Source organism: Centipeda flueggei ATCC 43531 (genome assembly GCF_000160695.1).
Taxonomy (GTDB): Bacteria; Bacillota; Negativicutes; order Selenomonadales; family Selenomonadaceae; genus Centipeda; species Centipeda flueggei.
On the sequence record NZ_GG694006.1, the window covers coordinates 504,185 to 529,640 of the forward strand.

The 25,456-nt window shown below is 58.5% G+C and carries 19 protein-coding genes, 1 pseudogene and 1 riboswitch; all 20 genes and pseudogenes read right to left on the reverse strand.

All coding sequences use genetic code 11. From position 1 onward, the window contains the following. Nucleotides 1-9: 9 nt before the first annotated feature. Nucleotides 10-996 carry an ABC transporter substrate-binding protein gene (locus HMPREF0908_RS02440; protein ID WP_006689842.1) on the reverse strand — a complete coding sequence of 329 codons (987 nt, stop codon included), beginning with the start codon at nucleotides 994-996 and terminating at the stop codon, nucleotides 10-12. Next, on the reverse strand, nucleotides 993-4,676 hold the full coding sequence (gene cobN / locus HMPREF0908_RS02445) for a cobaltochelatase subunit CobN (protein WP_006689843.1): 3,684 nt from the start codon (nucleotides 4,674-4,676) through the stop codon (nucleotides 993-995). Before cobN ends, HMPREF0908_RS02440 begins: the two co-directional genes overlap by 4 nt. A 28-nt stretch (nucleotides 4,677-4,704) precedes the next feature. Further along, nucleotides 4,705-6,615 carry a VWA domain-containing protein gene (locus HMPREF0908_RS02450; RefSeq protein ID WP_006689844.1) on the reverse strand — a complete coding sequence of 637 codons (1,911 nt, stop codon included), beginning with the start codon at nucleotides 6,613-6,615 and terminating at the stop codon, nucleotides 4,705-4,707. Nucleotides 6,616-6,636: 21 nt separating this feature from the next. Then, nucleotides 6,637-7,668, reverse strand: coding sequence for a magnesium chelatase ATPase subunit I (locus HMPREF0908_RS02455; RefSeq protein ID WP_006689845.1), 1,032 nt, complete (start codon nucleotides 7,666-7,668; stop codon nucleotides 6,637-6,639). Nucleotides 7,669-7,912: 244 nt separating this feature from the next. Then, nucleotides 7,913-8,083: pseudogene (locus HMPREF0908_RS11180) on the reverse strand (radical SAM/SPASM domain-containing protein); the annotation flags it as partial. Between the two features lie 13 nt (nucleotides 8,084-8,096). Beyond that, nucleotides 8,097-9,065 (reverse strand): ABC transporter substrate-binding protein, encoded by a 969-nt coding sequence (locus HMPREF0908_RS02460; protein ID WP_006689848.1) that lies wholly within the window; start codon nucleotides 9,063-9,065, stop codon nucleotides 8,097-8,099. Continuing rightward, nucleotides 9,055-10,986, reverse strand: a complete 1,932-nt coding sequence (locus HMPREF0908_RS02465; RefSeq protein WP_006689849.1) for a TonB-dependent receptor plug domain-containing protein — start codon at nucleotides 10,984-10,986, stop codon at nucleotides 9,055-9,057. Before HMPREF0908_RS02465 ends, HMPREF0908_RS02460 begins: the two co-directional genes overlap by 11 nt. A gap of 164 nt (nucleotides 10,987-11,150) precedes the next feature. After that, nucleotides 11,151-11,390, reverse strand: a riboswitch (cobalamin riboswitch). 102 nt (nucleotides 11,391-11,492) lie between these two features. Continuing rightward, on the reverse strand, nucleotides 11,493-12,611 hold the full coding sequence (msrB, locus tag HMPREF0908_RS02470; RefSeq protein ID WP_006689850.1) for a peptide-methionine (R)-S-oxide reductase MsrB: 1,119 nt from the start codon (nucleotides 12,609-12,611) through the stop codon (nucleotides 11,493-11,495). Between the two features lie 29 nt (nucleotides 12,612-12,640). Continuing rightward, complete coding sequence (locus HMPREF0908_RS02475) at nucleotides 12,641-13,336, reverse strand: uracil-DNA glycosylase (RefSeq protein ID WP_006689851.1); 696 nt, start codon at nucleotides 13,334-13,336, stop codon at nucleotides 12,641-12,643. Between the two features lies 1 nt (nucleotide 13,337). Next, nucleotides 13,338-14,306, reverse strand: a complete 969-nt coding sequence (folK, locus tag HMPREF0908_RS02480; protein ID WP_006689852.1) for a 2-amino-4-hydroxy-6-hydroxymethyldihydropteridine diphosphokinase — start codon at nucleotides 14,304-14,306, stop codon at nucleotides 13,338-13,340. Beyond that, nucleotides 14,306-14,671 carry a dihydroneopterin aldolase gene (folB, locus tag HMPREF0908_RS02485; RefSeq protein WP_006689853.1) on the reverse strand — a complete coding sequence of 122 codons (366 nt, stop codon included), beginning with the start codon at nucleotides 14,669-14,671 and terminating at the stop codon, nucleotides 14,306-14,308. Before folB ends, folK begins: the two co-directional genes overlap by 1 nt. Before the next feature lies 1 nt (nucleotide 14,672). Then, on the reverse strand, nucleotides 14,673-15,521 hold the full coding sequence (gene folP / locus HMPREF0908_RS02490) for a dihydropteroate synthase (protein ID WP_006689854.1): 849 nt from the start codon (nucleotides 15,519-15,521) through the stop codon (nucleotides 14,673-14,675). Continuing rightward, on the reverse strand, nucleotides 15,490-16,110 hold the full coding sequence (gene folE, locus HMPREF0908_RS02495; RefSeq protein WP_040572349.1) for a GTP cyclohydrolase I: 621 nt from the start codon (nucleotides 16,108-16,110) through the stop codon (nucleotides 15,490-15,492). Before folE ends, folP begins: the two co-directional genes overlap by 32 nt. Next, nucleotides 16,058-17,056, reverse strand: coding sequence for a homocysteine S-methyltransferase (mmuM, locus tag HMPREF0908_RS02500; RefSeq protein WP_040572350.1), 999 nt, complete (start codon nucleotides 17,054-17,056; stop codon nucleotides 16,058-16,060). The genes folE and mmuM overlap by 53 nt, the downstream gene beginning before the upstream one ends. A gap of 75 nt (nucleotides 17,057-17,131) precedes the next feature. Then, a complete protein-coding gene (dapA, locus tag HMPREF0908_RS02505; protein WP_006689857.1) occupies nucleotides 17,132-18,019 on the reverse strand; it encodes a 4-hydroxy-tetrahydrodipicolinate synthase in 888 nt (295 codons plus the stop codon). Nucleotides 18,020-18,095: 76 nt separating this feature from the next. Then, entirely contained in the window at nucleotides 18,096-21,017 is a 2,922-nt protein-coding gene (locus HMPREF0908_RS02510) for an insulinase family protein (RefSeq protein WP_040572351.1), read from the reverse strand. Between the two features lie 120 nt (nucleotides 21,018-21,137). Continuing rightward, nucleotides 21,138-22,010, reverse strand: a complete 873-nt coding sequence (gene truB, locus HMPREF0908_RS02515) for a tRNA pseudouridine(55) synthase TruB (protein ID WP_006689859.1) — start codon at nucleotides 22,008-22,010, stop codon at nucleotides 21,138-21,140. A gap of 3 nt (nucleotides 22,011-22,013) precedes the next feature. Beyond that, entirely contained in the window at nucleotides 22,014-22,961 is a 948-nt protein-coding gene (locus HMPREF0908_RS02520; protein ID WP_006689860.1) for a DHH family phosphoesterase, read from the reverse strand. Next, the gene (rbfA, locus tag HMPREF0908_RS02525) at nucleotides 22,958-23,329 is read right to left on the reverse strand and encodes a 30S ribosome-binding factor RbfA (protein ID WP_040572352.1); all 372 of its coding nucleotides are present in this window, start codon (nucleotides 23,327-23,329) and stop codon (nucleotides 22,958-22,960) included. Before rbfA ends, HMPREF0908_RS02520 begins: the two co-directional genes overlap by 4 nt. A 109-nt stretch (nucleotides 23,330-23,438) precedes the next feature. Further along, a partial coding sequence (gene infB / locus HMPREF0908_RS02530; protein WP_006689862.1) for a translation initiation factor IF-2 occupies nucleotides 23,439-25,456 on the reverse strand: 2,018 nt, incomplete at its 5' end.

Below are 25,456 nucleotides of genomic sequence, written 5' to 3' on the forward strand. Positions count from 1 at the left end.
AGGATCACCTTATTCCACAGCCGTAAGAAACTCATGCCGTGACTGTTTGAACTCGTCGCCGTAGAGAATCCACGCCGTCTCCTGAATACCATACACAATGTTCTGCGAGAGATTGTAAACGTAGCGCGCCCACGGATGTCCGATCTGGCGCTCCCGCACGGCAGTCATCTGCGCGAGCGAAGGGTCCTCCAGATACTGACGTCCGTAATTCTCCTCATTGGTCGCGCCATCTTCATAGCTTGGGAAAAAGAGATAGTCTGGATTCGCTGCGACGAGCTGCTCCTTCGTCATCTCCTGCCCCATGCGGTTGCCTGCCGCCGCCTTGGCGTTGATCGAATCCGTACAGCGGCAAAGCTCGTCAAAGGTACAGCCTGCGCCGCCGTAGTTCACCATGATGGAGATGAGTGCAATGCTCCTATGCTTCTTCTCCTCCGGAACCTCTGCCACCTTCGCACGGATCTCGGCGAGCTTTTCCTCCATCATGCCGACGAGTTTCTCCCCGCGCTCCACTTCGCCGATAGCCGCTGCATAGAGTCGGATATTATCGTGAATATCCTCTATTGTCGCAGCGGACTTGCAGACGAGAACCGGCACGTTCAGCTCGCGGATGGCATCGATGTTCTCACGCGGCATCCACGGCGTCACGACGACGAGATCCGGATGCAGCGCCGCAATCTGCTCGGCTGACGGACTGCGGGGGATGACCGTCAGAATCCGGTCACACACCCACGGAATATTCGTATGTTCCCGATCGGCGAGAGATTCATTGATCGCCGCCATGCGCTCCGGCTCCACAAGGCCAAGCATCAGCTCATCCGTACCAGCACTGACGGTCAGGATCCGCTGCGGCTTATGCGCGATCGTGATGACCGTGCCCTCCACATCCGTAACCTGATAACCCCCTCCCTGGTTATTGGAAAGGTCAACGCAGCCCGTGAGAAAGCATACGGTGAGAATCGCTATGAAAAAGGACATGAGTTGATTTTTGCAGCTCATACGGTCCCCTCCGAACGCTCCTCGAGATCGCCCTCAATGGAAAGATAGAGACTGCGCACCTCTGCAAGAGTTTCCTCGGATGTGTTCCACAAGCCGCGCTGCTGTGCCTCGAGCAGTGTCTCCGCCATGCGGTGAAGCGCCCACGGATTGACATCCTGCATCCACTCCTGCATGCCCGCGTCCAGCACATATTTGCGCGCGTAGCCCTCATACATCCAATCCTTCATCACGCCGCTTGTCGCATCCCATTGATAGCTGTGCGCAAGATAGTTCGCGAGATCAGAGGCACCCTTATAGCCGTGCTCCTTCATTCCCTCGATGAACTTCGGATTCATCGCTTCCCCGCGGAAAAGACGCACCGCCTCCTCCTCAACAGTCCGCACGACGATGCGCTGGCGATCACTCGAATCGCCCGTGTAGGAACGTGGAGCCTTGCCCGTCAGTGCCCGCACGGTCGCGATCATGCCGCCGTGGTAGGCGTTGTAGTCATCCGAGCTGAACATATGTGTCTCACGCGTATCCTCGTTCTTGACCGTGACATCGAGCCCCGCCATACGGCGCTGAAATACCTCGGGATCATAACCGCGTGCGAAGCCGTCACCGCCGTATGCGGTTCCCGAGAACCGCGTATAGACCGCCGCCAGATCGTCGAGCGTCTCCCATGCCTTCGATTCGAGCAGGTCACCGATGCCCGCACCATACGCACCCGGCGGGTCGCCAAAGATGCGTACGGAGGCGCGTTCCCATGCACTCTCCCGCGCCTCCCCCTGCTCCTCGAGCCAAGCGGTATCTGCGAGAACGTGCTTGCGCACATAGTTCTCCTCGTCGCTCTCATCGAGATCGCGCACCATGCGCACTGCCTCATCGACCCAATGCACCGCATTCGGAACGGCATCGCGAAACAGTCCGCTGATGCGTGCCGTCACATCGATACGAGGCCGCTTCAGCTCCGCGATGGGGATGACCTCGAGACCGCAGACACGCTGCGAGGGACGCAGCCATATGGGGCGCACCCCCATGAGGTAGAAGAGTTCTGCGATGCACTGCCCGTGGCTGCGCATATTCGAACCCGCCCAGAAGACAATCCCGACCGCCTCCGGATAGCGACCCTCGTCGCTGATATACTGCTCTATGAGGGCATCACCGAGCTGTTTTCCGTACTCCCAAGCAGCAGGCGTCGGCATACAGCGCGGGTCGAGGCCGTAGAAATTCCGCCCCGTCGGAAGCACATCCACGCCGTTTGTCGTCGGTGCGCCTGCAGGGCTTGGCTCAATGTATCTGCCGGTGAGCGCGCGCAGCGTCTCCGTAATTTCCCCCTCTGTACGGCGCAGGCGCGGCACCATATCCTCCACAATCTCGTGCAGCGCATGGGAAAATGATGCACGCGCCTCCGCATAGGCAGCGGCAATCCTGGGAAGTACCATTGCCTGCTCGATAGCCTCCGGTGCATAGTCATGTTCGGCAAGGAAGGAGATGAGCGCTCGCATCTCTGCCTCGACCGCATCCAGCTTCCTGCCATAGGTCATCCCATCTGCCGTCATGCGCTCGCTGTGCGTGAGGAGCTCCTCATAGTCATAGCCTGCCTGCGCGGCGAGCAGGCGAACAAGGGAGTTCTCCCCACCGTGCTCCATGCGCACGAGAGCGCACAGGAAGTCGATCAGCCCCTCGCCCTCAGGCGCACGGCCAAGAATGTGCAGGCCCGTGCGGATCTGCATATTCTTGATGTCTGTCACATAGTTGTGGAGGCGCGCCGTATAATCGTCGAAGTCATCGCCCTCATCAATCTCATCCTCAAAATGACAGGCACCCGCCTTTTCACGGACGATATCCTGCACAGCCTCGATATTGTCCGGCTGCGCCGCACGGAAGTGGACGTACTCATCGAGAGCCTGCTCGAGCTCTTCGAGTTCCTCGAATCCTCCTGCCAGCTGCATCGGCGGGGAGAGATGGCTGATGAGGCACGCCGCACCGCGGCGTTTTGCCTGAATCCCCTCCCCAACGATCGTGATCCAGTAGGGATAGACGTCCGGCAGATCGCCCAGCGACACATCCGGGTAGCAGGTATCGGACAGGCCGGTGCTCTTCCCCGGTAGCCACTCCAGCGATCCGTGTGTTCCGACGTGGATCACGGCATCCGCCTTCCAGATATCGCGCAGCCAGTGATAGTACCCGATGTAGTGATGCGTCGGTGCAGCATCGGGCGAATGCAGGAGCTTCCCCGGATCCTCACCAAACCCGCGCGGCGGCTGCACCGTGATGAACAGATTCCCGTTCAGCGTGCCCGGGATGAGCAGTGTCCCGTCATAGCTCAAAACGTCGCCGGGTTCATCACCCCAGTCTCGCACGAGCTGCGACCGCACCTGCGCGGGCAGCTCCGTGAAAAATGCGCGGTACTGCTCTGCCGTCAGCTGCCCATCGGCAGCTTTTGCCTGTTCCACGCTCATAAAGCGGCGGTCATTTGTCGCGTGATCCGTCAGCAGCTTCATAAACGCCTTGCTGCTCTCCGGAATCTCATCCATGACATAGCCTGCGGCACGCATCGCCATGAGCAGACGGAGCACGCTCTCCGGCGAATCAAGCCCCGCAGCGCTTCCGATGTTTGCATTCGTCGGCGGATAATTGTGGAAAACAATGGCAATCTTCTTCTCCGCGTTCGGCTTATGCCGCAGCGCCGCCCACTTGCGTGCCTTGCACGCGATCCGCTCCATGCGCTCATCGAGGGCTGCATAGCTGACCTCACCGCTTTCGTCGCGCACCTTCGCTGCAATCGGTACGGCATGGATCACGCCGTCAAACTCCGGCATGGCGACGCTCATCGAGACCTCCATAGGATCAAGTCCCGCCGGAGAGCGCTCCCACTCCTCCTTTTCTGCAAGCACCGTATACGCCTCAAGAATGGGCACGCCGAGTTCATAGAGGTCCTCAATGCACGTGCCGCCTGCCTTGATGGAGAACTTCATCGTACTGATGATCACGTCGACAAGGGGCTCTCCATCCCTGCAGAAATACTTGCGGATCGCATCCATCAGCGTCGGCGACTCTACGCGTTCGTCACGATAGGAATTGGAAAACACAGCGACCGCGTTCATCCCCTCCGCCTCGATTGCACGAACGAGCGCAGTATGGTACGTGAAGTCCCCCGTAATCCATTCCGAACGGTAAAAGATCATCCCGACCGTCGGACGCCCTTCCTCGTAATGCGAGGCGAGATATCCCGCGATGTCCTCGGGATCCCCCGTCCAGTCCGGATGATAGACGCCGTTCCACGCGAGCGGACGCGGCGGCTCTGCTGTGCAGGCAAGCCCTCCGAACTCTCTGCCGAGCCAGTAAAAAAGATTGCGCATATTCTCCTCGCCGTCATAGCGAAAATATGCCCATGCCGTCTGAATCTGCTCCTCCGAGAATCCATATGTCACCTTATCATGATTGGCATTGTCCACGACGATCAGGTGCGGCGTCCGATTCCTCTGCAAATTGCGTGACGCCTTTTTCAAGAAGTCATTGTCCAGCCCTGTGCCCATCCAGAGAAAGAGATGAAGATCCGCATCTGCGCGCACCTCAGACCAGTCTGCCGCAGCATCTGCAGGACGGATACATACTGCAGGGTCTTCAAGAGCACTTATGCAGCGCCGAGCCAGTACACGGACACGCAGAATATTTGTATAGAGTGCAATCTTCATCTATTCTGACTCCTTGTCTTTGCAGATGCTACCTCTGCATGCTGCGGGATGCGCGGACAATCTCGAGAACCCCCTCGGCTGAGAGCTGTTCCAACGTATAATAACGCGCCTCCATACGGCGGGCGATCTCCGGTGCAGCTCCAACCCGCGGCACGCCGCGCTCTGTATCAAGAACAAGCGTGAGCGCCTGCGTGCCTGCGATCTCTTCCGCTGCACGCAGGGCACGCTGTACGCCGTCATCTCCGTCCCGCGCCGTATTCGTTCGCCCGTCCGTAATCAGGATGAGTACCGTTTTCTCGCTGCCTCTGCGTTCCAGTTCACGCAGCGTTTGCACAGCGCAGGCGAGCCCCTCGGCAAGCGGCGTCCGTCCGCCCGTCGGCAGGTCGCGCAGCTGCTTTTCCGCCAGCTCCACACTGCGCGTCATCGGCAGGAGCGTCTCCGCACGATCCCGCCGAAAGGCAATCAGCCCCACACAGTCGCGCTTTTGATATGCCTCCTGCAGGAGGGCAAGGATTGCACCCTTCACCATCCTCATGCGTTCGCGTGCTCCCATCGAACCGCTCGCATCGACGAGAAAAAGAATATTTGCCGCCGCGCGTTTCGCACGCACCCAAACGCGCACATCCTCAGGACGGATCACAACCGTCTGCGTCCGCTGGCGCGCGCGCTGATACGGGGCTGCCGCACGCAGCGTAGCAGAGAGTGCGAGATCGAGACGGGCACCTGAATGCGGCAGTTCCGTGCGCAGGCAGCGGCCGTCCGCCGTATGCGTCTGAACGATGTCGCGCTTTCCGCTCTTTCTGCCCTGGGCACGCATCGTCATGGAGAGGAGCGAGAGCCGCGCCATGACGTTCTCAAGCGGGGCTGCGACACGATCGTCTCCATCCTCATGCGCTTCCTCCGGCGGGGACGGATCGTCCGCCCCGTCCTGAGGCGCATTCTGGGATTCGTTCTCCGACGAGGCTCCATGAGGACTCTCCGCTCCTCCGTCATCCTGCGGAGGAGGTGCTTCCTGCGGCTCATCCGGCATGTCATTCCCGCCCTGCTCCGGGGCATTCCCAGCATCGGGCGGCGGCTGCTGTTCCTCCTGCGGGCGGCTCATCCGATGCACGAGCACGAACTCCGCAGCTTCCTCCACATCCGCAGGCATGACGAACGATCTTCCTGCGAGCGCTGCAGTCGCACACGCCGCCTCGATGAGATAAATCTCCGCATGGTTGCCGACACAACATGCGCGCGCAGCACAGGCTGCCGCAAAGCGGAGAATGGCAGACGGGACCTCTACGCGCGGCAGCAATGCGCGGGCACGGCTGATCATCGCTCCGAATGCCTCCTCCTGCGCAGCATAGGAAGCACGAAAGGATGCCGGATCGCGCTCGTATGCGAGTACACGTGCGGCGATCTCGCTCCGCTGCGCCGCATCCCCCTCCTCCTCCATCGTCACAAACATGCCGAAAGAATCCAGCAGAGCGGGGCGAAGCGTACCCTCTGCAGGATCCATCGTACCGACAGGCGTATAGGAAACCTCCTCGATGAACGACAGCCCGTCCCGTTCGAGGCGAAAAGAACCATCTCCCGCACATTTCAGGACCGTGGACAGAATATCCTCACGCAGGAGGTTGGCCTCGTCCATATAGAGAAATGTATTGCGTGCACGGTGCAGCAGGCCGTGCCGCAGGCGCCGCTTGCCTTTTTGCAGGGCCGTCTCCATGTCGATTGTGCCGAAGATCATATCCTCCGACGCTCCGAGCGGCAGTTCCGTAATTTTTCCGGCTGGTGTAAACGGTGCTGCCGCACGGACGAGAACGGATTTTGCCGTGCCCCGCGTGCCGGAGATCAGGAGGCCTCCCGCTCGCGGGTTGATGAGCGCGATCGAAAGTGCGCGCCGTGCGTGCTCCTGCCCGACAACGGCAGTCAGCGGATAACGCGGAGTATCCAAGTTTTTCCTCCGAAAAGCTATTTATGCACGTTCTCCCAAGATCGCATCCACCGCACTCCAGTCGACCGCCCCCTCCTCGAACGGGCGGCGGCGCATACGGTGTGCGAGGACGAGGCGGCTGACGCACTGCAGATCCTCTGCCGTCACCGCCATGTGTCCTGCAAGCGCTGCATGAGCAATGCCTGCCTTGATCAGCGTAATATCCGCACGGTGTCCGTCGACGCCGAGCGTCAGCGAGATCTGAGCTGCATAGCCGAGGATTTCATCCGGCACCGCCACGTGGGCGACACGCGCACGCGCCGCAGTGATCTGTTCGCGCAGCTCCTGCTGGGCGCCTGCATAGGTCTCAGCAAAGGCATCGGGATCGCGCTCATAGGCAATCCTGCGGCGAATCACCTCAACGCGCGTCTCGGCTTCACATTCGCCTGCAACGGTCACGGAGAGCGCAAAACGATCGAGGAGCTGCGGGCGGATGTCCCCCTCCTCCGGATTCATCGTCCCAACGAGAACGAAGCGCGCCGGATGGGCATAGGAGATGCCCTCACGCTCCACGGTATTGACGCCCATCGCCGCAGAGTCGAGCAGAATGTCGACGATATGATCCTCGAGCAGATTGATCTCATCTACATAGAGGATATTGCGGTTTGCCGCCGCCAAAATGCCCGGCTCGAACTCCTTGCGCCCGTGCTGAATCGCTGCCTCCATGTCGAGCGTTCCGACCACACGATCCTCCGTCGCGCTGACGGGCAGTTCCACCACGCGCATCGGAATTTCCTCTGCCGTGAGCTCTTCTCCAAATTCCCGCCTTGCACGGCAGGCATCACAGTACAGATCCGGCAGCGACGGATCACAGTGACAGGCACAGCCAGTCACCGCCCGCAAATCCGGCAGGAGTGCCGCAGCAGCACGGACAGCAGTGGATTTCGCCGTCCCTTTCTCGCCCTTGATCAGCACACCGCCAAGCGACGGCATAACAATGCTGAGAAGGAGTGCTGTCTTCATCTCCTCCTGTCCGACGATCGCAGCAAAAGGATAGGCTGCCCTCTTCTCCATTCACATGTCCTTTCTGGAAATGGCACTGCCCCAACAATGCTCTTATGGTATCCGCTCCGTCTCTCCATGATATGTCATGAGGCCGCTGTATCACACCGGCCATTTCCCTCATGCTGCTCACTGTCCGGCATTCTGCTCCTATGCCATGCTCTTCATCAAACGATCTTTCATCCTCCTGACGCCATCATAGCAGATCGTTTCAGTGCACAATCTGCTGCAGCAGCGGCAGAACGAGGAGAGGCTATCCGCCCGAGGATTGCAGGATAAATGGCAGACCGCCTGCACGAGCAAGATCAATGGCACGTCGCGCTGTCTCCCATGTCATTGTGTGTTGTTCCTGTCCTGCAGCACAGCAGTATCGGCAGGCCATGTTACACGCTCCTGTAAGGCTCAGCACAAGCATCTGCAAGGGCATCACTCCCATTTTCCTAGTGATTCACGTCTGCAAAACGTTCAGGATAAACGGCACGTGCCAGCGCATAGACGCCGTTTACGGCATTCTGGGACGCACTGTAACGGTAGTAGTCCGGCACGACATAGAGATGATTTTCCTGCACCGCCTTCACATGGAGAAACAACGGATCACGGTGAAGTTTGTCGCGAAACTCCTCTGTCGTTTTCCCCTCCGCACTCCACGTTGGAAGGAGGAATACATCGGGGTTGAGCGCGACCACCTGCTCCATTGAGACGGACGTCTCTGCCGTCAGCCCGACCATCGCAGCGCCGTTGCGCAGGGACGCATGACGGCACATATCGTCAAACAGCCCATCCTTGCGCCCAAACACACCGCTGAACGCGAACGCAACGACAATGGGGCGTTTTTCCTCGGGGATGTCTCCGACACGCCGCTCCACATCAGCAAGAAGAGCACGTTTCTCCGCGATGAGGGCCGCGGCATTCTCCTCCTGACCGATCATCTGCCCTATCGTTTCAATGTGGGCAAAGATGCCGTCGATGCGTTTCGGCGTATGGAAGACAAAGACGGAAATCCCAAGATCACGCAGACTATCTGCCAGCTCCTTCGGTACTCCGTCCGTTACAAGGACAAGATCGGGATCAAGTGCGAGCACGCTCTCAGGACTTTTATCCTTGATCTTGACCGAAACCGCCTGTGCCGCTTCGGTCATCGAACACAGTCCCGGATCATCTGCATACGAAGTGAGTGCTGCGATCTGTTCAGGCGAGGCAAGGGAAAGCAGGATTTCATCCGTGCTCAGTCCCAGCGAAACGATATGGTGCGGCCTCTCTCTGAGAACAATCTCCGTTCCATCATCATCCACACCGCGATAGAACGCATCCTTCTCTGTCGGCACATGCGCTCCGCTGCCACAGCCTGCAGCAAGGAGAAGCAGTACAGTGGCAAGGAGAAGTGCACAGAACACCCTCTTAGAATACATGGCTGTAAGTCAGACGGAAGTTACGCGGCAGGTCAAGATTGCCGTACCGATTGGAATAATTCCTACGGTTCAGCAGATTGTAGAGCCCGAACGTCAATGTATCAGACCTCCCTGCCGTATAGATCACATTCATGTTAAGCTGCAGCTTATCGGGTGTATCCTGCGGCGTACCGCTGCTCGGGCTCGGCTTATAATACTCGCGATCGCCGAGATACTTGAAATTCAAATTTCCCTGCCACTTTGCCTTCTCATAATCGATGCGGATAAGACCTTCAAGGCGGCCCGCATCCTGTGTCCATCCCGTTCCGCTATTGGGCGTTTTTATCTGCGGATTCGACACAGAACCGCCAAGCGTAAATCTCCACATGCTGTTAATGTTGCGCGTGTACTCAACTTCGACCCCCAAATTACGGAAATCACCCACATTGGTCGCGTAATAACTCAATGTCACGGGATCCCATTTCCAACCGATTTTATTCTTCATTGCCATGTGATAGACGGCTGCCTTCCACGTATCCTTGCCGCGGCGCATCTTCACCCCCGTTTCATACGTCCACCCGCGCTCAGGCTTTAGCCCTGTCGGATTGAATGCCGGGTACTTAAAGCTGTCATCGACCGTCGGCATCTGGAACGCTTTTCCAATATTCGTATACCATGCCGTATTGCGGTCAAACCTATACTCTGTCTGAATCTGCGGCAAAAGTACGCGCTGATCTTTCTCAGGATCGTTGATGAGCTCGCCACGCAGCCCGAGCGTCACGTTAAACTTCGATGTAAGCTGCTTGGAATAAGATGTGTAGAGTGAGTTGCTTATCCGTGCAGCACTGCGGCTGTAATGAGGAACATCTGCCGCCTCACGTTGGTAAGAATAGCCAAATACCAGAGAATCTTGTCCCATGTGCCAATTCTTTTGTACATCAAGAACTTGCCCGTTCAGTGTGGCATTACTGGCAACCTTTCGATGTGCTACAGAATCATAACCATCGACCTTGCGGTAATTATATCCAAGAACAGCGCGAATGCCATTCTCTTTGCCCTGATAGACGAGGCTGGCTGTATGGCGGTAATCGTTATAGCGATACTCATAGCGCGTAGCCGATGGTATCCCGGAGGGCAGATATTTTCGTCCTCCCCGCGTAATGTCCCCTTCCATGTAGTTGTAGTTCAGCGTCAGCTCATCCGTCATTTTCGCGATAATACCCACACGACTTTTCTTCCCTTTGCCAACCCACCAGTCAATCAAAGATACTCTGCCCACACCAAAATCATTCGAATGGGGACGATCCTTTGTCCACTCACGACTGACATCAATGATGATGCGATCACCTGCATATGTCGCTTCACTTTTTTTGAACTGATTGCCGAGGGTCTGATTGAGTGTAAATTGCGATTCTCCCTCCTTCGGCCGCTTCAGGATGATATTGACCACACCGCCCATCGCTTCCGCACCGTAAAGTGTCGATGCCGCCCCCTTGACAATCTCGATCCGCTCGACCATCGACGCAGGTATCCCCTCCGTACTCGGATAGTTTTTGAGATTCATTGGTACACCGTTCACCATGACAAGCGTACCGCGGTCATAGCCACGCAGGCTGAGCCGGCCGGCAGAGAAGCCGAAATCCTGCCCTGCCTCACCGTAAGAGGTACTCGTCGAGCCGATCTGCTGATCAATCGCCTCGAATACGTTGCGATAGCCTGCCTTTTCAATATCCTTTGCCGTAATGATCGTTGTCGTCGCCGGGGTATCAATATCACGCTTCACACGTCGCTGTGCCGTCACCACCGTCTCGCCGAGGCCATGTGTATCTGCTTCAACGGCGGGATCGGCTCCCGGCTGCTCTTCTGCATGCCCTGCAGCGGTAAAGCTCATTTCAGCCAGTGCCATGCATGCAGCTGCTGCCAGCTGCTTCCTGTGTTTCATTGTTCTTTGTCCCCTTTCTCCATCCTGCGCCGATGAACTTGCACGTAAAACGAGATGATACGCATAAAAAAACCTCCTGCATGCGCAGAAGGGGTACACAAAAAAGGATCACAACGGCATCAGAAGACGCGCAGAAATCCCCATCCCTATCACTCGCAGGTCAAACGGCGATTGTCAATCAGGCAGTTCTCCTGGCTCCAGTTCCTCGCGCACCTGCGCCTTCCCGAGAGAAATCTCTCAGTGACGGAGACAATGGCTCCATGCAGGGTTGCTCACTGATACAGTGGCGTGACCGCTCCGGCTTGATGGGAAAATACGTTTCCTTACCGGATTCTCTATTATATCTCTGCAAACTGTCAAACGACCTGGCAGTTCGCGCCGATACCTGATCCACTTCATATAAAGTTTTCATAAAACGCATTTATAGTAACATTGGAAGAATCGCTTGTCAATACGACAAAGGGATATTTTACGAATCATCTCAATACGCTGGGATTTTTCCGAGTCTATTTTTCCAGCAAATAGAGATAGTCCCCATAGCCCTCCTCCTCCATGTCCTCCTTCGGGATGAACCGCAGGGACGCACTGTTGATGCAGTAGCGCAGCCCACCCGTTGCGGCGGGGCCATCGTCAAATACATGCCCGAGATGCGCGCCGCTGTTCGCCGCCGTAACCTCGGTACGCACCATGCCGTGCGAGCGATCTTCCTGCTCTGCAATCAGCGCCGCATCGATCGGACGTGAGAACGCCGGCCAGCCGCAGCCCGAGTCATATTTATCCGTGGAGACAAAAAGCGGCTCGCCCGTCGTGATGTCACAGTAGATACCCGCACGGAACTCGTGATCGTATTCGTTGCGGAAGGGCGGCTCTGTCGCCTTCTCCTGGGTAACGGCGTACTGCAGATCCGTGAGACGTTCTCTGAGTTCAGCCTTTGTCGGCTTTTCATCATGACGCACGTTTTTCTTCTCCCCCATCGGTTCGGCTTCCGCACGTTTCTCACGCATCGCAGCGATGAGCGCAGGGGAGATATGGCAGTAACCGTTGGGATGCTTCTCGAGATACTCCTGATGATCGTCTTCTGCACGATAAAAGTTCACGATCGGTCCCATCTCGACAGCCGTCTTCTGACCGAGACGATTCTGCAGTGCGTCCAACGACGCACGGATGATCGATGCATCCTTGCCGCCGTCTGCCTTCACATAGTAAATGCCCGAACGATACTGCCGCCCGACGTCGTTGCCCTGCCGATCGACTGCCGTCGGGTCGATGGAGTCGTAAAATGCGGTCAGAAGCTGATCGAGCGAAATGATGTGCGGGTCATAGATAACGTGAACCGCCTCCGCATGCCCGCTGCCGCTGCATACCTCCGCATAGGAAGGATGGGCACTCATGCCGTTTGCATAGCCGCACTCTGCAGAGACAACGCCCGGCACCAGACTGAGGTAGAGTTCCGTCCCCCAGAAGCAGCCGCCGGCGAGATAGATCTCCTTCTGTCCTGCGGCAGCTTTGTTCTCCTGCACGATCTCACGCGGCATCTCACTCGACGACGATGCGGGTGCACCGCAGCCGCCGATGCAGCTGAGCAGGACAAAGGCACAGATACCGCGCAGCAGTAATGCATTCATGATAATCTCCTTTCAGCAAGAATCAAAGATTACGGCTTGATCTCACTTGCCGGAGGGAGCTGCCAGTCGATGGGCGTCTCCCCCACACGCGTGAGGAAGTCGTTGACACGCGAGAATGGATGACTGCCGAAGAAGCCGCGGTGCGCTGAGAGGGGGCTCGGATGCGGCGACTCGACGATGAGATGGCGCGGATTCGTGATCAGGCTGCGTTTCTTCCGTGCAGGACTGCCCCAGAGGATGAAGGCGAGCGGTTTCTCACGTGCCCCGAGGAGGCGAATGATGGTATCAGTGAATCGCTCCCACCCGTGTCCCGCGTGTGATGCCGCCGCATGAGCGCGCACGGTAAGAACGGTGTTGAGGAGGAGCACGCCCTGCCGCGCCCACGGGATGAGACAGCCGTGATCAGGCGGGACGATCCCGAGATCGTCCTGCATCTCCTTGTAGATATTCAGCAGCGACGGCGGCGGATCAACGCCGACCTGCACGGAAAATGACAGCCCATGCGCCTGTCCGTCTCCATGGTAGGGATCCTGACCAAGAATGACGACCTTCGTATCGGCAAAGCTTGTGTAGTGCAGTGCATTAAAGATCGAATACATATCGGGGTACACACGCCGTGTACGGTACTCCTCAATGAGGAATGCGCGCAGTTCACGATAGTAGGGCTGCGCCATCTCATCCGCAAGGAGTTCCTGCCAATCGTTTTGGAAAATTGCCTTTGCCATGCTAAACTCTCTCGTAAACTTCAAATATACAGTCTTGCCCTGCGCTGCTGCTCGTCATGGAAAATCCATCCAGCGAAGGAAAAAAGACATCTGCATCGTAGCTGCCCAAAAGGCGCGTCACATACGCCCGCCATACATACGGCAGAAGCAGGCGGTAGCATGCTGCGCCGCCGATCACAAAGATCGGACGCGCCTCCTCTGCCGTCAGGCGCCCCAGAAGACGCCAGAGTGCCAAGATGTCGGCTGCTGCATAGAATCCGTCCGTCTCCTGCATCGTTCGTGAGAGGACGATATTCATACGCCCCACGAGCGGACGCCTCCCCGGCAGACTCTCCATCGTACGCCGTCCCATAACGACGATGCCGCCCATCGTCATACGGCGAAAATGTGCCATATCCTCGGGGCAGTCGGTGAGCAGATGCCCCGCCCGACCGATACCGCCCGCATCATCCACTGCTGCGATGAGTTCGAGCGGATACGGGGCAGATACTTCGGGGGCACGCACAATCCCCGACGCATCCGCCTCCTCCCGCCATGCGGAAATTGGTCTGCCGTCAACGCAGAGCGTCGGTGCAATCTCCGCCAGCGGAACGAGCACAAAGGCGCGCTCCGTCAGATAGGGATGCGGCAGAGTCAGCCGCTTCTGTGCAGACGTGACGCCGTCCACATAGAGCAGATCGAGATCTATCGTACGTGCGCCCCAATGCTCATGCCGCACGCGTCCGAGTTCCCGTTCGATGCACTGCATCGCCGCGAGCAGTTCCTCGAGCGTACGGTCAAACGTGATGCGCGCGGCGGCATTCAAAAAAGGAGGCTGATCTGTCTTGCCCCATGGCGGCGTCTCATAAAATGCAGAGACACGCTCCACACGAATGCTGTCCTGTTCCGACAGCCGCCGCAGTGCCGCGCGTATCGTCTCACCGCGTTCGCCGAGATTCGCCCCAAGCCCGATATACGCTGTCCGTACCATCACTGTCCCCTGTCCCGTGTGATGGAGATCCCGACATCCGCAAAGATACCCGCGATCGGCGCAGCAGGTTTATGCACGGTGAGCGTAATGGAATGGACCCGAGGGAATGCCGCAAGAATCTGTGCCGCAGCATCCTCCGCAAGGGTCTCAAGCAACGCCTTCGGTGCTCCCTCGATCACCCGACGTATCAGCTCATAGACCTCAGCGTAGTTCACGGTGTTCCGAAGATCGTCCGTCTCCCCTGCCGCACGCAGATCAAGCCCCAGCTCCACATCCGCCTCGAACGACTGCGGCACTTCCCGCTCATGAGGAAGGACACCATGACAAGCCATAAACCGCATACCGTGCAGAAAAATACGATCCATCCTACGCCCCCAATATTGCATCCGTCATGCGGCACATTCGCGCAATCGGCTTCACATCATGCACGCGCACAATGGATGCACCGCGCAGAATACCAAGGACGCACGCCGCCCCCGTCGCCTCCATGCGTTCCGTGACGGGCAGACCAAGCGCCGCCCCGATAAAGCTTTTGCGGCTCGCACCGAGCAGCACGGGATAGTCTGTCCCATCATAGGAGATAAGCTCGTCCATGCGCCGAAGAACGTGCATATTCTGCTCTGCCGTCTTGCCGAAGCCGATGCCGGGGTCGAGGATGAGATTGTCCCGTGCCAGTCCTGCCGCATCCGCCGCTGCAAAGGAACGCGTGAAAAAATCCCGCATTGCTTCGATGATGTCTCCCGCGTATACCGTTCCGTTCTGATTGTGCATCACGACGACGGGCGCATGCATCTCTGCCGCCGCATGCGCCATCGCCCCCGGCTCCTCGGCGTACTGAAGCCCCCATATATCATTCAGGAGATGCGCGCCCGCACGCAGTGCCGCGCGTGCCGTCTCCGCCTTGAACGTATCCACGGAAACGGGCACGGGGCATGCGGGCAAAACGGCTTCGAGGAACGGCAGCAGCCGCTCCGTCTCCTCCGCCGCGCTCATCGGCACAAAGCCGGGACGGCTGGACTCCGCCCCGACGTCGATGATGTCCGCCCCGTCCCGCACCATCTCCTCCATGTGGCGGAGCGCATCGTCGCGCGTGTTCCACTTGCCGCCGTCAGAAAACGAGTCCGGCGTCACGTTCAGAATCCCCATGACAAGCGTTCGCCCGCCAAGGGTCAGTTCCTTCCCGTCAGCAAAGCGATAGTGTCGATTCGCCGTCATCCTGTGCTCCTCTCTCCATCCCAAGCATCGTCCATGCCTGCATCCGTGATGCTGCATCCGTGCGAAATATGCCGCAGGACGCCGACGTCGTTGTCTGTGCACCGTGTGCTCGTGCGCCGCGCATCATCATGCAGAGCTGCTGCGCATCGAGGACGACAAGCACGCCTTCCGCCCCAAGTCCGCACTCGATCTCACGCGCGATGTCCCCCGTCAGCCGTTCCTGCAGCTGAGGACGGCGCGCCATCGACGCGACCAGCCGCGCAAATACGCCAAAGCCCGCCACGTGGCCCGCATGGGGCTGGTAGACGATGTGCGCCGTGCCGAAGAACGGCAGCAAATGATGCTCACACATCGAATAAAATGGAATGGCGCGTACGGCAACGAGGCCGTCCGTCTCCTCCGTCAGGACATCCGCCCAAAGTTCCGCCGTATCTTCATGCAGCCCCGCAAAGAGTTCCGCATAGAGCTGTGCGGCACGCTGCGGCGTCTCCTCCATCCCCTGCGCCGCAGTATCTACGCCAAGTGCTGTGAGAAATTCACGCATGGCGCGTACGGCGCGCGGAAGATCCGCCGCGTACTCTGTCTCCATCTCCGTCCCCCCGTTTCCTGCCGGCCTTTACCCACGCCGCAATCGCCGCCGTATCGTGCGGCGTCGTACGGCAGCAGCCGCCGATGATGCGAGCCCCCGCCGCTGCGTATTCCCGCGACCGTGCGCCAAAATCCTCCGCCGCACCGCGCCACACCCGTGCCGCCGCATCATAGTACTCACCGGAGTTCGGATAGACGACGATGGGCTTATCGGTCTCCTGCCGAATCATTCGGATCAGACCGCTCACATACTGCGGTGCTGTGCAGTTCACACCGATTGCTGCTGCCTCGGGCACGGCATCGAGCACACGAGCACATTCCGCAATCTCCGTCCCGTCGCTGATGTGCGCACCGTCTCGGCAGGAGAACGAGAAATACGCGGGGATACGGATCCCCTCAGCCCGCAGTGAGCGGACGATGGCGCATGCCTCATGGAGGCACGGCAGGGTCTCACAGGCGAGAAGATCGGGCGCAGCGGAGGCGAGAATCCGCAGCCGCTGTGCATGAAACGCTGTAAGCGCGTCCTCCTCCACGTCATAGTCACCGCGATACTCTGAGCCGTCGGCAAGATATGCTCCGTATGGACCGACAGACGCTGCCACGAGCGGCACAGCAGTGCCAGTGCTGCGCTCTGCCCGATAGAGGCCGCGTGCCTCCTGCGCCAGCCGCACGGAGCGGCGCAGCAGTTCTGCTGCCTCCTCCGCTGTAAAGCCGCGCTGCATAAAGCCGTCGACGGTCGCCTGATAGCTTGCACTCGTCAGGACATCTGCGCCCGCACGCAAATAGTCCAGATGGATGTCACGCACGAGGTCAGGGCGTTCAAAGAGAGCCTTTGCCGACCAGAGCGGATCGTCCACAGAAAAGCCGCGCGCCTCCAGCTCCGTTGCCAGTGCCCCGTCAAGGACGAGCACATCCTGCGCCGCAAGCCGCACCTCTAAGACATTCATCCCATCCCTCCAGGCCAAAAAATGCCCCCCTGCACGCGGGACACAGCCCATGCGGCAGGAGAGCGAGAGATGTGGTCACTTCAGCAGGCCATGCTTACGCAGTGCCGCATCGAGCTGTGCCGCATGGACCGGCTCCATCTCCGAAAGCGGCATGCGCAGAGGTCCCGCATCATAGCCGAGGCGGCACATCGCCGTTTTGACGGGGATGGGGTTGACCTCACAGAAGAGCGCATCGATAAGATCTGCATAGTCGATCTGCATCTTTGCCGCCGTGCGCACATCACCGTCAAAATAATGCTGACATATATCGTGTGCCGCGCGCGGCGCAACATTCGACAGCACGGAGATCACACCCGAACCGCCGAGCGACAGAATCGGCACAATCTGGTCATCGTTGCCGGAGTAGACCGCAAAATCATCGCCCGTCGCGGCGCGCAGACGCAGGATCGCCGTGAGATCGCCGCTCGCCTCCTTCACGCCGACGATGCGGGGATGCTGCGAAAGCTTTGCATACGTCTCCGTCTTAATACCGACACCCGTACGCGACGGCACATTGTAGAGAATTGCCGGAATGCCGACGCTGTCCGCAATCTTCATATAGTGGGCAACGAGACCATTCTGCGTGCATTTATTGTAGTACGGCGTGACGAGGAGGAGCGCATCGGCGCCGACCTTTTCGGCATACTGCGACAGCTCGATCGCATAGGATGTCTCATTCGAGCCCGTACCTGCAACAACGGGAATGCGCCCGCCCACCTTCTCCACAGTATAGCGAATTGCCTCGCGATGCTCTGCATCTGTCATCGTCGCGGACTCGCCTGTCGTCCCCGTGATGACGATGGCATCCGTCCCGCCCGCAATCTGATCCTCAATGATGCGTCCAAGCTCGTTGTAGTTGACCCCAGTCTCCGTAAACGGCGTAATAATGGCAACGCCCGCACCGCGAAAAATCTCTTTCCTCATGGCAAGCTCCCCCTTTATTTATTCTGTCATCATTATCCCACGTGCCGCGCGAAAAGTCAAAAGCTTTGTTGATCTGTCACATCCGCAGCGCAGGCCGCACCGCATCAAAGAGAACGGCATTTTCGCGGATCTTCTCCTCTCCGCCGAGCACACAGCGCACATTCGCCTGCATTGCATCCGCAACGAGCGGTGCAAGCGCACGGATGTCCGCCTGCTGTGCTGTGAGAATCTCATCGCGCGCACGCTGGCGATCCTCCTGCGTGATGCCGCGCAGATGGAACGTTGCGGCAATATCCCCTTTCATCTGCGGCGTCATCGGCGCATCCACGCCGCTCATCGTGCCGATGATGAATTTATCCATCTCACGGTCGGACACATCAAACGTGCGCACATAGTCCGCCGTCTCATCGAGCACATCCAGCGTCTCGGCGAGGTTCGGGTCACGGTAGGAAGAAAACACCATGAAGCCGTTGCGGTTGAACTGCGTCATCGCACCGTAGGCTCCGCCCTGCACACGGATGCGTGTCCAGAAATAGTCGTAGCGGAGCAGTGTTTCGAGCACGCGCATCGTCCCCGTGTAGCGATAGCCCAGCTTGAGGAAATTCGCCCCCTTTGCCACGTACTGCACGCGGCTCTGCGTCGTCAGTCCCTCGTTGCGTGCGCAGATGTTCCACGTGTACGGCGCAGGCGGGAACACTGCCGCAGAGAGCGTGTCCCTGAACGCGGCGAGCTGCTCTGCCGTCTCATCATACATGGAGGCGGGTGCCGTCACACTGAGGATCAGATCATTGCGGTTAAAGATCTGCGGCAGGATGCGTGCAAATGCCGCCTGCATCTTCGCATGATCCGCGTCAAAGTTCTCCTTGAATGCAGAGAGAAAATCGTGGAACGGCAGTCCGCCGACCTCCGCATAGGCGCCCGCCGGTGTCAGGTAGGCAGCAATGCGTGAGGCGACAACCTGATTTGCCGCACGCTGGAGCGAGAGCTCCATGCCCGTCTTCTCCTCATCGACCAGCTCGCGGATACGCTTGCTGCCCGAGAAGTCGCTCGTGCCGATGATCTCCGTGAGGAGCTCAAACAGGCGCGGCAGATTCCCGCGCAGCACCTTGGCGCGCAGCTTGAAGCGCGGCATGAGTGAGTCCGCCTCACCCGCACGCGTATAGGCGACAATGTCCGCTCCGATGCCGCCCGTATAGAGACTGCGCAGCATGGCAAGCTCCGCATAGCCGTGCGCCGCCGTATCGACCGCACCAAACATCTCTGCGAGCAGATACGCATACGGCAGATCCTCCTGTGCAACCGCCGCCATCGGGAAGTAGAAATTCAGATAGACAATGCCGTTCGTCTCGAGATCCGAAAAGAGCACCTTCGTCCCCGCGAGATCGCGCACCTCGAGCGGCAGACGCTCCGCATCCTTGCGAATGTCCGACCGTGCAAGGATAGGGATCGAGCGCAGTGCCTCCTCCGTGTCAGGAGCCTCCTGCGCCGCCTTCAGCGCCGTACAGGAGCGCATAACCTCCGCAACCTCGTCTGCACTCATCGCAGCCTTCTTCTCCGCCAGCTCCGCCGCCTGGACTGCCGCCCGTTCCGCACCGAGCGTACGGCTCGGCGCGAGTGTCACGAGAGCGGCGTGCGGATTGTCGAGGAACGCCTCGCGAATCAGCTGCTCGAAGTAGCCGTCCTTGAGTCCTTTTTTGAGCGCGGCAAGAGTATCCTCATAGCGCAGATAGTCCTCAGGCGCACCGCCGTAGAGCCACGTCTTCATCAGACGAATTCCGTAGATCAGTCCCTTGGGTGATGAGCCGAAGTCCGACTCGCGCAGACGGAACTCAAGCGTATTGAGCGATGCCTGTACGAGCTGATGATTGAGTCCCCCATCCGCGAGCTGCGTCAGCGTCTCCCGCACAACCCGTGCGAACTCCTCCGCGCGCGCCGTCTCCGACTTGCTGACCACGATGCTGAAGAACGGCTGAAGGATGTCACTCTCGTAGTTCGAATCCACATCGCGTCCGAGCCCCGCGTCGATGAGCGCCTGCCGCAGCGGCGCGCCCTGCATCCGCAGCAGCGCATGGTCGAGAATCTGCAGTGCCATGACACGCTTCATATCCGACGTATCGCCGATCACCCAGCTAAGCGAAAGAAAGGCATTCTCTGCGAGCGGCTCCTCCGCGCCGATGGGATAGAAATGATCCTTGCGGACGCACGCCGGGAATGCAGACTGACGATCAATGCGCGACGGCACGGGAATGCGGTCAAAATGCGAGAGGTAGGCACGGTCGAGATACGCCAGCTTCTCCTCAATGTCGAGATTGCCATAGAGATAGATATAGCTGTTGGACGGATGATAGTAGCGCGCATGAAACGCGAGGAACTGCTCCTGCGTCAGCGCGGGAATCGCCTCGGGATCGCCGCCCGACTCATAGCCATATGTTGTATCGGGATAGAGTGCCGCCATGATGCGGCTGCCGAGGAGATCATCCGGCGCGGAGAGCGCGCCCTTCATCTCATTGTAGACCACTCCGCTGTACGTCAGCGGCGCGTCTGTATTTTCAAGCTCGTAGTGCCACCCCTCCTGCATGAGCACCTGCGGATTCTCACGCATTGCCGGGTAAAACACTGCATCCAGATAGACATCCATCAGATTTTGGAAATCGCGGTCGTTGCGGCTTGCCACAGGGTACATCGTCTTATCGGGGAACGTCATCGCATTGAGGAACGTATTGAGCGAGCCCTTCACAAGCTCCACGAACGGCTCCTTCAGCGGATACTTGCGCGAGCCGCAGAGCACGGAGTGCTCCACGATATGCGCCACCCCCGTATCATCGACCGGCGGCGTACGGAAGCTGATCGAAAACACCTTGTTGTCGTCCGCCGTCTCTAAAAAGAACAGCTGCGCTCCCGTCTTCTCATGCACAAACGTGCGTGCCGTTCCCTCTGCCTCTGTAATCTGCTCCGAGCGAAGCAGACGAAACCCGTGAATCACATCATCTATTTTCATCAAACGTATCCTCCTTATCGTTACGCCTGCCATTATACCATAGAGAGGGAGATTCTCAAAACAAAAGGACTGTCGATACGACAGCCCAACAAGGGAAATATGAATAAATGCCTCTAAATCTCAAACCGGCGGAAACGCCTTCTCCGGGTACATCTCCTGTGCATTGGCATCATAGCGTCCGATACCGAGAAAAACGCCGTCCGCATAGACACGATAAAGCCCTGCAGCGAGAGGGCGCCGTTCCGTGGTTGAGAGCCCGCTGTAAAACGCCTTGACACGCTGCTGTGTCAGCTCGTAGCATGGGAGCGACAGGGCGCGGTCTGCCGCGCAGACCGCATCCTCCCCCGCCTCTGCGAGTTCCTCGGGCGTATAGGCATCCGCGAGGGTAAACGCGCCGACGCGGCTGCGCAGAAGGAAGCGCATCGTCGCGGGCAGATGCAGTCCCGCACCGATGTCGGCGCAGAGGGACCGGATATAGGTCCCCTTGGAGCAGTCCACGTCGATGCGGATGCGCTGCCGCACGGCATCGATGTGCAGGAGCTCCAATCGGTGAATGGTGACCTTGCGCGGCGGGATATCCACTGCTCGTCCCTGCCGCACAAGATCGGCGGCACGCTTCCCGCCGACCTTGATCGCCGAGTAGGCGGGCGGGCGCTGCGTGATGCACCCGCGAAAGCGTGCGAGCACCGCCTCAATCTCCTCCGCCGCCGGCAGAACGGGGTGCTCTGAGCGCTCCGTTACCATCCCGTAGACATCCCCCGTGTCCGTCGCATAGCCAAAGGCGATCTCGGCACGGTAGGACTTATCCGCCCCCTCAAGGTACTCCACGAGCCGCGCAGCGCGCCCAAGGGCGATGGGGAGAATCCCTGCCGCCGCGGGATCGAGCGTCCCTGCATGACCGACACGTTTCTGGTGAAAGATGCGCCGCACGACATCGACGACATCGTGCGAGGACATCCCCGTCGGCTTCAGTACATTGATGAATCCGTCCACGATTTACGCGTTCAGCTCCTCCCCGATGGCATCGAGGATCGCCGTACGAGCCTCGGCAAACGGCGCGTGGATCGTGCATCCCGCTGCACGGATATGTCCGCCGCCGTCGAATTTCTGCGCGATGCGCGAGACGTTCGTCCCCTTTGAGCGCATACTGATGCGGTAGGTATCCTTTTCCAGCCACTTCATAAAGAATACAATCTGTGTCCCCTCGATCACGCGCAGCTCGTCAAGCAGTCCCTCCGTCGTCGTGACCTCGCGTGCCCGTTCTTCGTCGATAAAGACAGCGGCAACCCTGCCGTCAAAGAACATCTCGAGGTTTCGGATGGCTCTGACCTGTGCCATCACTTCATCGTATGACTTCATCTCCATCGCTGCGGAAACGATATTCGGCTTCACGCCGATCTCAAGGAGATCCGCCGCCGCGCGCATCGTATGCGGCGTCGTATTGGAGAATCGGAAAAAGCCCGTATCCGTCGCCATTCCCGTATAAAGGCAGACCGCCGCATCGAGCATCGGCATGACGCCGAGGATGCGAACAAGGTCATAAACTATCTCACAGGTAGCGGCAGCTTTAGGGTTCAGACAGAGATGCTCCGCCTTCTCATCATTCGTCACATGATGATCAATATTAAGCAGATGAACGGCATCCACAACGGATACCGACGCCCCCGTCCTGCCGAGTTCAACATCGCAGACGACAAGCAGGTCAGCGGTATAACGCTGACTCTCTATGGGACGCTCAATTTGGTCAACGCCCGGCAGAATGCTGAAAATTCGGGGAATCTCATCGTCAATCAGGATACGAACTTCTTTCCCCTGTGCACGCAGGACGTGCATGAGTCCAAGCGTCGATCCGATGGCATCCCCATCGGGACGGATATGCGAAGTGAGAACGACAGTCTGCGCATCGCGGAGCATCTGCGCCGCAGCATCCATGGTGATCTTCATACGTCCTCCTTTTTCTCCTGTGGCTGATCCTCATGGATTTCATTGAGCAGCCGCTGTATGTGATCACTATAGTTCAGCGACGTATCGAGCGCAAAGCTGATCTCCGGCGTAAAGCGGAGACGGATGCGCTTGCCGATCTCGCGCCGTACAAAGCCGAGCGAGCTGTTAAGCCCGTTCAGCGTATCGCGCGCCTTCTTCTCATCCCCCATGACACTGACGTAGATCTTCGCCTCACGCAGATCCTCCGTGCACGCGACCGAGGTGACCGTCACAAAACCAATACGGGGATCTTTCAATTCGTTAAAAATAATATCGCTGATTTCCTGTTTCATCAGCTCCTGAACCTTTTCCACACGAACCTTACTCAAGGCCTGTTCCTCCTATGGATAAACGGCAAGGATTCCCCGCCGCCGCTCAGACAAAAGAGCGCAGCCCACCATCCGCCGATATGACAGGCGGTAGACTGCACTGTTATGACTATTCTTCTTCGGTGTGTTCTTCTGCTTTGGCAGCGGCAGCAGCAGCCTGTTCCTCACGCTTTTGTTCTGCCGCTTTGTTTGCCTCAGCAATGGAGGTCTCAATTTCCTCCATCGTATATGCCTCGATGATGTCACCCTCGGCAAAGTCACGGAAGTCGACAATCGAGATCCCGCACTCATAGCCGGCGGCAACTTCCTTCACCTCATCCTTGAAGCGGCGCAGCGAGTCGATCTCTCCGTCGAACAGTTCGACATTGTCGCGCAGGATACGGATCTTGGAGTTGTTGCTGATCTTGCCCTCTAGAACGTATGAGCCCGCGACCAGTGCCTTGGAGAATCGCATGACCTGACGAATCTCGACGCGTCCCTGAATGACTTCCTTGTACTTCGGCTTCAGCATGCCGCTCATCGCATCCTTGACATCGTTGAGCGCATCGTAGATGACACGGTAGGTACGGATGTCAACGTCCTCCGTATCGGCAAGACGCCGTGCGTTCGCATCGGGACGCACATTGAACGCAATGACGATCGCCTGCGATGCAGAAGCGAGCATGATATCAGACTCGCTGACCGCACCGACGCCCGAATGCACGATATTCACGCGCACTTCATCGTTCTTGTTGAGCCCAAGGAGTGCCGAGTTCAGCGCCTCGACCGAGCCCTGTACATCCGCCTTGACGAGGATGTTGAGATCCTTGATGTCACCTTCCTGAATCTGCTGGAAGAGAGCATCGAGCGAGACGCTCTTCGATTTGATGAGATCGCGGCGCTGATTGCCAAGACGCGCCTCAGCAATAGAACGTGCCTGCTTCTCATCGACGGCAGCAAGGATGTCGCCTGCCGAGGGAACATCGTTGAGACCGAGGATCTCAACCGGCATCGACGGGCCTGCCTTCTTAACGTTGTCGCCGCGGTCGTTGATCATCGCACGCACGTGCCCATACGCCGTGCCGACGACGATGGAGTCACCGATGCGCAGCGTACCGCTCTGGACAAGCACCGTCGCCACGGAACCGCGTCCTTTGTCAAGTTTTGCTTCGATGATGACACCGCGTGCTTCACGGTTCGGATTTGCCTTCAGCTCCTCAACCTCGGCGACGAGAAGGATATTCTCGAGGAGATCATCGATGCCCGTGTGCTGCTTTGCTGAGACAGGCACCATGATGGTATCACCGCCGTATTCTTCAGCAATGAGACCATATTCCATGAGTTCCTGCTTGACACGCTCGGGATTCGCCCCAGGCTTATCGATCTTGTTGATGGCAATGATGATTGGCACATGCGCCGACTTCGCATGATCGATTGCCTCGATGGTCTGCGGCATTACGCCGTCGTCTGCCGCAACCACGAGGATCGCGACATCCGTAATCTGCGCGCCGCGTGCGCGCATCGCCGTGAACGCCTCATGTCCCGGCGTATCGAGGAAGACGATCTTCTTTCCTTTGCAGACGACCTGATAGGCACCAATGTGCTGTGTGATGCCGCCCGCCTCATGCGTACTGACCGAGGTATTGCGGATGGCGTCGAGCAGCGACGTTTTGCCGTGATCGACGTGACCCATGACCGTAACGACTGGCGGACGCTCCTTCAGCGACTTTGGATCGTCCACGATCTCAGGGATCAGCGTCGGATCGATATCCGGCGGCAGTTCCTCGGTGGTGACACCGAATTCCCCTGCGACAAGTGTTGCCGTATCAAAATCGATCTCCTGATTGATGCTCGCCATGACACCCATGAGCATAAGCTTCTTGATGATATCCGATGCAGTATAGCTCATCTTGGACGCAAGATCCTTGACGGCAATCGTCTCCGGCAGTTTGATGTGTTTCGGCCGCGCGATCTCCGCCTTAGCTGCGGGCGCAGGAGCAGCGGTACGTCCCTTGCGTCCCTTGCGTACACCGCCGCGGCTTCGGTCATTCTGGCGCAGATCGCTGCGCTCCTCACGGTCACGACGCGCACCGCCGCGCCCGCCGCGCCCGCGGTCCGATCCCGCGCCGCCTTCATTACTGCGTCCGC